Source organism: Enterobacter sp. TCD1-1, assembly GCF_020567405.1.
In the GTDB taxonomy this organism is placed as follows: Bacteria; Pseudomonadota; Gammaproteobacteria; order Enterobacterales; family Enterobacteriaceae; genus Enterobacter; species Enterobacter quasiroggenkampii.
On record NZ_JAJCXF010000015.1, the window covers coordinates 1 to 549 of the forward strand.

Annotated in this window: 1 protein-coding gene; it reads left to right on the forward strand. The window is 41.9% G+C overall.

From position 1 onward, the window contains the following. Positions 1–180 precede the first annotated feature (180 nt). Positions 181–489, forward strand: a complete 309-nt coding sequence (locus tag LJA86_RS22160; protein ID WP_229226728.1) for a hypothetical protein — start codon at positions 181–183, stop codon at positions 487–489. The last annotated feature ends 60 nt before the right edge of the window (positions 490–549 follow it).

Below are 549 nucleotides of genomic sequence, written 5' to 3' on the forward strand. Positions count from 1 at the left end.
GTATTTTTGAAGGTATGCGGCAGCAGTGTAGGCGTTTGGCTGGAAGGGAATAACGCATAAGAGGAAATTCAGGAGCATTTAAATTGAAGTGCACTACGGATAGCTCATTGTGCTTACAGGGATATCGCTTGATATGGTATTTGATTGTTTCTTTTCTGGAGCCTAAAGGAGAAAAAAGGAATGGCTTTTGAATGGAAAGAAATTATCACACCTGTTGTGACGCTGACTGCCGTTTGGCTGGGGGCAAGATTCACACAGCGTAACGAATTGCGAAAAAAAATGCTGGAAATTCAGTCTGAAAAACTAGAACAGCTCTTTACAGAATGCTCCAATGTTTTGAATGATATTAATCGTGTGTCGTTGACGGTGTTACATACCCTTGATTATTTTATACCTACTGCGGAATCGGAAAGGAGTGTTCCTGACCAGGCAATTCAGGAAGCTCTAAGAGGATATAGGGAGAAAGGCGTTGTGAATCGCTACGGATAATCTAGACACTTCTGAGCCGTTGATAATATAGGTTTTCATATTCAGCCGGTGGCATCTGCT